The 7326-nt window shown below is 42.3% G+C and carries 7 protein-coding genes and 1 tRNA gene; all 8 read left to right on the top strand.

Annotation, left to right across the window (positions count from 1 at the left end; genetic code table 11):
- The first annotated feature begins 72 nt into the window (after positions 1 to 72).
- Complete coding sequence (locus NTV63_02040) at positions 73 to 1977, top strand: PINc/VapC family ATPase (GenBank protein ID MCX6709715.1); 1905 nt, start codon at positions 73 to 75, stop codon at positions 1975 to 1977.
- Entirely contained in the window at positions 1974 to 3371 is a 1398-nt protein-coding gene (locus NTV63_02035) for an NAD(P)/FAD-dependent oxidoreductase (protein ID MCX6709714.1), read from the top strand. Before NTV63_02040 ends, NTV63_02035 begins: the two co-directional genes overlap by 4 nt.
- Positions 3372 to 3461: 90 nt before the next feature.
- On the top strand, positions 3462 to 4751 hold the full coding sequence (gene serS / locus NTV63_02030; GenBank protein MCX6709713.1) for a serine--tRNA ligase: 1290 nt from the start codon (positions 3462 to 3464) through the stop codon (positions 4749 to 4751).
- 26 nt (positions 4752 to 4777) lie between these two features.
- Positions 4778 to 5110, top strand: a complete 333-nt coding sequence (locus NTV63_02025) for a thioredoxin domain-containing protein (protein ID MCX6709712.1) — start codon at positions 4778 to 4780, stop codon at positions 5108 to 5110.
- Between the two features lie 47 nt (positions 5111 to 5157).
- A complete protein-coding gene (locus NTV63_02020; GenBank protein ID MCX6709711.1) occupies positions 5158 to 6009 on the top strand; it encodes a DMT family transporter in 852 nt (283 codons plus the stop codon).
- Positions 6010 to 6065: 56 nt separating this feature from the next.
- Positions 6066 to 6140 (top strand) — tRNA-Met (locus NTV63_02015).
- Between the two features lie 115 nt (positions 6141 to 6255).
- Positions 6256 to 6699 carry an archease gene (locus NTV63_02010; protein MCX6709710.1) on the top strand — a complete coding sequence of 148 codons (444 nt, stop codon included), beginning with the start codon at positions 6256 to 6258 and terminating at the stop codon, positions 6697 to 6699.
- 13 nt (positions 6700 to 6712) lie between these two features.
- Positions 6713 to 7326 (top strand): RtcB family protein (locus NTV63_02005; protein MCX6709709.1); only part of this gene is annotated, 614 nt, incomplete at its 3' end.

Here is a 7326-nt window from a genome sequence, read left to right as displayed (position 1 = left end):
GAATTCTGCAGCGCGGGCGGGAAATCTTTCAGGTTTTTTGCTTGCTGCAGAGGTCTTGAGAGGTTATGATAGATGAAAAAGGAGAAATCAGAGGCAAAAATCAGCCAGAATAATTCTAATCCGCAAGAAAACAAATTTATTGAAAAGATAGTCCCGGACTTTTCAGCAATTGTGGAAGGCGCGCTCTCAAGGAAGATTGAAGGGGGGGAAATCCTTCCGAACAAAATCCTTCTGCACGAGGCGGCAGTTGCAGAGCTTGAGCACATGGCTTCTGAGGAAAAGTCCTTGGGATTCATGGGGCTTGATGAACTAATGAGAATAAGGGAGCTTTCAAAATCAAAGGGCTTTTCAATAGAATTCTTGGGAAGAAAGCCCTCTCCGGGAGAGCTTGAGCGAGCTTCAGTTGCTGATATTGATTCAATGATAATGGAGCTTTGCTATAATGAGGATTCAGCTTTAATTACTTCAAATAAGATTCAGGCGAGGGTTGCAAAGGCAAGGGGAGTAAATCTTATCCTTGTTGAGCCGAAGTCGCTTTTCCCAAGTAAGATTCAATTGAAGTCCTTCTTTGATCCGGAGACCATGAGCGTGCATTTGAGGGAGAATGTCTTTCCAGTTGCAAAAAAGGGAATGCCCGGAAACTGGAAGTTTGTAGTCCTTTCAGACAAGCAGCTTACAAGGGAAAAAATCCAGGAGATTTCAACCGAGATAATTGAACAGGCGGGATTCAGCAGGGCTGGGTTCATTGAGATAGACAGGCCAGGTTCAACAATAGTCCAGCTTGGAGAATACAGGATTGTGATAACAAGGCCGCCTTTTTCAGACGGATGGGAAATAACAGCGGTAAAACCAATAAAAAAGCTCTCGCTTTCAGAATACCAAATGTCAGACAATTTAAGGCAGAGGATATCTGAGCATGCAGAGGGAATATTAATTGCCGGCTCTCCTGGAATGGGAAAGAGCACATTTGCCCAGGCGCTTGCTGAGTTCTATTCCTCAAAGCAGAAGATAGTCAAGACAATCGAAGCGCCAAGAGACTTAGTGCTTCCAGAGGAGATAACTCAGTATTCAATGAGCAACGGAACCCCACAGGAAATCCATGATATTCTTCTTCTCTCAAGGCCTGACTACACGATATTTGACGAGATGAGAAACACAGATGATTTCAGGCTTTTTGCAGACTTAAGGCTTTCAGGCATAGGGCTTGCAGGTGTTGTGCACGCAACAAACCCGATTGATGCAATCCAGAGGTTTGTAGGAAGGATTGAACTTGGAGTGATACCCCAGATAATTGACACTGTGATTTTCATAAAAAACGGAGCAGTGGAAAAGGTGCTGAGTCTAAGGATGGTTGTAAAGGTTCCATCAGGAATGACTGAGGCTGACCTTGCAAGGCCGATTGTAGTTGTTGCTGATTTTGAAACCAAGAAGGTTGAATACGAGCTTTATTCCTACGGCGAGGAAACTGTCGTTGTTCCTGTTACTCCCGAAATGTCAGAGATGAGCCCTGCAAGGAACCTTGCCGGGCAGAAGATAGAGGAATTCTTCCAGGGATATTCAGACAAGGTAAAAGTGTCATTTGAGTCTGAGCACAAGGCAGTTGTTCATGTTCCCGAAGGATTAATAGGCAAGATTATCGGAAAGGAAGGGGAAAATATAAGAAAGATTGAGGAAAAGCTTGGGATAGGGCTGGACATAAAGCCAATTGAGGAAAATTCCAATGAAGAGAAAATTGAGGAAGGGAAAACCCCTTCAAATTCAATAAGGTTCAACGCAAAGATTGTGAAAAAGGGCGCGGTTTTTGCAGTCCCTCCAGAGTATTCCCGAAAAGAGGTCAGAATTCTCATAAACGGCGAATTCATAATGTCTGCAAATGTGGGAAAGGAAGGAATTGTTAAGATTAGCGGCAAGCACAAGATTGGAAGGATAATAATTGACGCAATAAACGCAGGGGACAAGGTTTCAATAACAAGATGAGAACTTATGAAGTTGTGATAATAGGCGCAGGACCTGCCGGATTTTTCTCAGCGCTCTACCTTTCAGAGAATCTTCCCCAGGTTTCAGGAAAGGTTCTTCTGATAGACAAGAGCAGCCATATCGGGGGGATGGGCGCAAGGACAGACGGGAAATTAAACCTCACAACAGAAATAGGGATGGAGCTTCCTGAATTGAGGATAAAAAAGGAATATGCAGAGAAGCTCATATCATACATTGATTCGCAGTTCAACCAGTTTGAGGAACTGGACTTATTAGGAACAGACAAGGAAAAAGTTTCATTCTGGGAGGAAAAGCTGAAAGGGGCAGGGCTTACCCTGATTCCCGCACGGCAGCGCCACATGGGGACAGATAGGGCTTACCGGATAATGAACAATTTCAGGGAGCTTCTCATAAAAAAGGAGGTTTCATTAATGCTTGGGAAGGAAGTCATTGACATTGTAAAGAAGAAGGACGGATTTCTTGTTGTTTTTGAAGATGAGGAAATTAATTGCAAATACATCATTGCAGCGCCGGGAAGGACAGGGGCATACTGGTTCAGAAGCATTGCAAACAAGCTCGGAATAGAATGGACATACGGAAACATTGACATAGGGCTGAGAATAGAGATTGACTCAAAAATTATGAAGGAGATAACTGACATAATATACGACCCCAAGATAAGGTATGTAACATCATCGCACGGAGACAAGGTAAGGACATTCTGCACAAACCCAAACGGGTATATTGCAATTGAGGACTACAAGGAATTCAAGATAGTCAACGGGCACGCCCTTAATACAAAGAAGTCGGAAAACACAAACTTTGCAATACTTCAGACAATAGGGCTTCACGCGCCTTTTGTGGACACAACAGAATACGGGAAGAACATTGCAATGAATGTGAATCTTCTTGGCGGCAATAAGCCGATACTTCAGCGGCTTGGAGACCTTCTGCGGGGCAGGAGGACAAAGCTTGAGAGGTTCTATGATTACGGAAATCTTGAGCCGACAATCGCCTATGGAAACGGCTCGCAGGAGATTTCAGGGGCAGTAACCCTTGGAGACATCTCAATGATTTACTCAAAGAGAATCCTTGACAATCTTATGGAATTCCTCAACAAGCTTGACAGCGTATTTCCCGGAGTATACCATCCCCAGACATTAATCTATGCGCCTGAGATAAAGTTTTACGACATAAAATACTCAACAACAACCCTTCTTGAAACAAACATAGAAAACATCTTTGTAGCAGGTGACGGCTGCGGAAAGTCAAGGGGTATAGTCGGGGCAGCCCTTACAGGGATACTTGCTGCAACAGGGATAATCTCAAAATTCAAGAAAGTGGACTTTTCTGAAATAGAATACGGCGCTGAATCAAAGCAGCAGAAATTGTAAGGGGAATTCGTAAATTATTTATACTATCATTTAGATTATCCTCTATAAAACAGCAAGAATACTGGCAGTAAAGCCAAGAGGCGGAAAAAAATGCTTGACATAAAGTTTGTTATTGAGAATCCAAATGCAGTAAAAAAGGATCTTCAAAAGAGAGGAGACTCTGAAAAGATAAAATGGCTTGATGAGATTATTGACAACACTTCCCAGATAAAGGAGATAAGGGCAGAGGAAGAGCTTCTCAGAAAGAAGAGAAATGAGATTTCCAAGAGCATAAACTCGGCAAAGAAGGAAGGAAAGGACGCAAAAAAGTTCATTGACGAGGCAGCCCAAATCCCCAAAGAGATTGCAAGAAAGGATGAAACATTAAAGGAGATTGAGGATAGGAACAGATACCTTCTTATGAGAATCCCAAACATCCTGCATGAAAGCGTGCCTGTTGGAAAAGATAGCAGTGAGAATGTTGAAGTCAGGAAATGGGGCAGTATCAAAAAGCCCGGTTTTGAACTTAAGCCGCACGGAGAGCTTGCAGAAGAATTGAGAATAGCGGACTTCAAGACAGCAACAATGGTTTCTGGCTCAGGATTTGTCTATGTAAAGGGCGCGCTTGCGCTTCTGGACTTATCCCTCCAGAGATTTGCAATAGACCATCTTATAAAAAAGGGCTTTACGCTTATAGAGCCGCCTCTTATGGTTGGAAGGGAAGCGTATGAAGGGGTAACATCCCTTGACGATTTCCAGAATGTAATGTACAAGATTGACGGGGAGGATATGTACCTGATTGCAACCTCAGAGCATCCGATTGTTGCGATGCACAAGGATTCAGTTATTGATGAAAAAGAGCTTCCGCTGAGGTATGTCGGAGTAAGCCCGTGCTTCAGAAGGGAAATAGGAAGCCACGGCGTAGACACAAGAGGGTTTTTCAGGATGCATCAGTTCAACAAAGTTGAGCAGGTCGTGTTCTGTCTTCCAGAGGATTCGTGGAAAATCCATGAGGAAATTCAGCACAACACAGAGGAGCTTCTCCAGGCGCTTGAAATTCCTTATCATGTTGTAAACATCTGCACAGGAGACATTGGGATTGTTGCAGCAAAGAAATATGACATTGAAGCATGGTTTCCGAGAGAGGGGAAATACGCAGAGGTTACATCATGCTCGAACTGCACTTCATATCAGGCTGTGCGCTCAAACATAAAATACAGGAAGGCAGACGGCACAAAGGAATACCTGCACACCCTCAACAACACAGGGCTTGCAACATCCAGGATAATTAGGGCAATCCTTGAGAATTACCAGAATGAGGACGGCTCAATCACAGTTCCAAAAGTGCTTCTCCCGTACATGAATGGTATAACAAAGATAGGACCTAAAAAGTTAAACTGAATATAAAGAATCTGAGGGTGATAGGAATGATAGTTGACTTAAACCATTCGGATTTTGAAAAAGAGATAATCAATTCTGAAAAGCCTGCGATAGTTAAGTTTTATTCCCTCTGGAACAGCGCATCCAGGAATTTTTCAGAAATGTTCAGCGAGATGTCATTGGAGTATGAAGGGAAGATAAAGTTTGCAGAGAGCAACATTGACGGCGACCCATCCATTGCGCAAAATCTTGGGATATCAAAAATCCCATCAATTGCAATATTCTTTGCAGGAAAAGAGCTTAAACAAATGCTAAATCCCTCAAAGGCGCTTCTCAGGGTTGAGCTTGATTCTGCATTAAGAAAATCAAGGAAAATCTAATTTGCGTTAAGGAAAGATTTTTATATTAATTCTAAGCAAGAAAAACAATGATTGAAATTGGAGTGATTTTCGGGATAATATCAATGTTTGCCTGGGGCATTTCTGATTTCCTTGCAGCAAGAAGCGTTAAGAAAGAATCGGTTTTTTCAGTGTTCTTCTGGAGCCAGATGGCAAGCACGCTTCTTCTATTCATATTATTCAGGAAGTTTGACTTTTCAGGAATAAGCGCCAAGGCGCTGATTTTTATAATTATCACTTCAGTAGTTGACATTGTTGCGTATCTTGCATACTACAAAGCGTTCTCTGTCGGGAAAACCTCAATAATAAGCCCGGTTGTTTCCTGCTGGGCAGCAGTAACTGTTGTCTTGAGCGTAATTTTATTCGGGGAAAAATTGTCTGCAGTTCAGGTTCTCGGAATATTGCTTGCAATTTTCGGCTCAGTGTTTATCTCATTTAAGATTCACGAAATAAGGGGAAGAAAAATTAAATCAAAGGGGCTCGGGCTTGCTGTAATTGCGATGCTCGCATGGGGCTCGCAGGTTGTTTTCATAAGAGCGCTTGTCGGAGAGCTTGGATGGTTCATGCCGACAATTCTAATCAAGCTCGCGCTTATCCCTATTGCATTTATTTATGCAAAGGCATCAAAGCAGGGCTTGAATCTCTCAAAAAAAAGCATTGTTCCGATGATTGCTGTTGGCGCGCTTGAGTCAATTGGGTTCCTCGCAATAAGCTACGGGATAAATTCAGCGTATGCATCAATTGTTGCCCCAGTAAGCGCTGCATTCCCTCTTGTGACAATTCTTCTTGCAAGGATATTCTTCAAGGAAACAATGGAAGGCAACCAGAAAATCGGGGCAATAATGATAATTGCGGGAATTATTCTCCTCTCTGTTGCATGAAGCAATAAAAGAAAACTATTTAAAGAGAGCAAAAATGCCAATAATAATCTTCTGATAGCGGGGTAGAGCAGACAGGAGTGCTCGATGGGCTCATAACCCATAGGTCGGCGGTTCAAATCCTCCCCCCGCTACCTTATTTTTCTGAATTAGTAATTATGTTTTGTGCTTAATCTTTTTTTTGTCTCTGCATTATTTTTATGATTCAATTCAGTTATGTTTTTATATTATTGATTGATTACCGGTATTATGGCTGAAAAAGCGAATGAGGAAGATGGAAGAGGGTATGTTTTCCTTCCCAAGACAGCAGATGCAAAATTCCAGGCATCCGGAAAGAATCTTTCTGAAGCCCTAATTAATTCTGCCTTAGCAATGTTTTCGCTTATGGTAAAGGAAAAAGTCGCTGAGAAGGCAGACAAGGAAATAAGAGTGTCTGCAGAGGACATTGAGCACCTGTGCGTTAAATTCCTTGACGAGCTTTTGTTCCTTATTGATTCAGAGGAATTTATCCTTTCAAAAATAAAAAAAATAAAAATAGAGAAGAAAAACGCATATTTCCTGTCCGCAGTTGTTTCAGGAGACAATCTTCGCAATTACACTTTCAGAGAAGTTGTAAAGGCAGTAACATTCAATGAGCTTAAAATTACAGAGGAAAAAAAGAAAACCACAATTCAGATGGTTCTTGATACATAAAAGGTACTCAATTATGGAAATCAAAAAAATCAATGATTTTATCTGGGAAATTGCAAAAGAAGGAAAGATGAATGTGCCCGCGAGGATATATACCTCAGAGCAGCTTTTCTCAAAGATAAAAGAGGACAAGACAATACTTCAGATAATGAATGTTGCCTGCCTTCCTGGAATAATAAAGCATGCGCTTGCGATGCCAGATGCGCACGAAGGATACGGATTTCCAATAGGCGGCGTCGCTGCATTTGACTTAGATGACGGAATAATTTCTCCTGGCGGAGTGGGCTATGACATAAACTGCTCTGTAAGGTTATTGAGGACAGATTATTATGAGCAGGACATTTTAGCAAAGAAAAAGGATTTGCTGAACGCAATTTTCAAGGAAGTGCCTGCAGGCGTTGGTAAAGACGGAATTATGAAGCTTTCCCGCGACGCAGTAAAAGAAGTGATTGAAAAAGGGGCAAAATGGGCTGTTGAGCAGGGCTATGGATATTCCCATGATACAGACAGAATTGAGGAAAACGGATGCATGAAAACAGCTGACGCAGGCTTTGTGTCAGACAGGGCGATAAAAAGAGGGCTTCCCCAGCTTGGAACCCTCGGGAGCGGAAATCATTTCCTTGAAATCCA

It is taken from the genome of Candidatus Woesearchaeota archaeon (assembly GCA_026394965.1).
Classification (GTDB): Archaea; Nanobdellota; Nanobdellia; order Woesearchaeales; family 0-14-0-80-44-23; genus JAPLZQ01.
The sequence above is the reverse complement of the archived record's forward strand: the minus strand, read 5'-3'. Positions and strand labels throughout refer to the sequence as shown.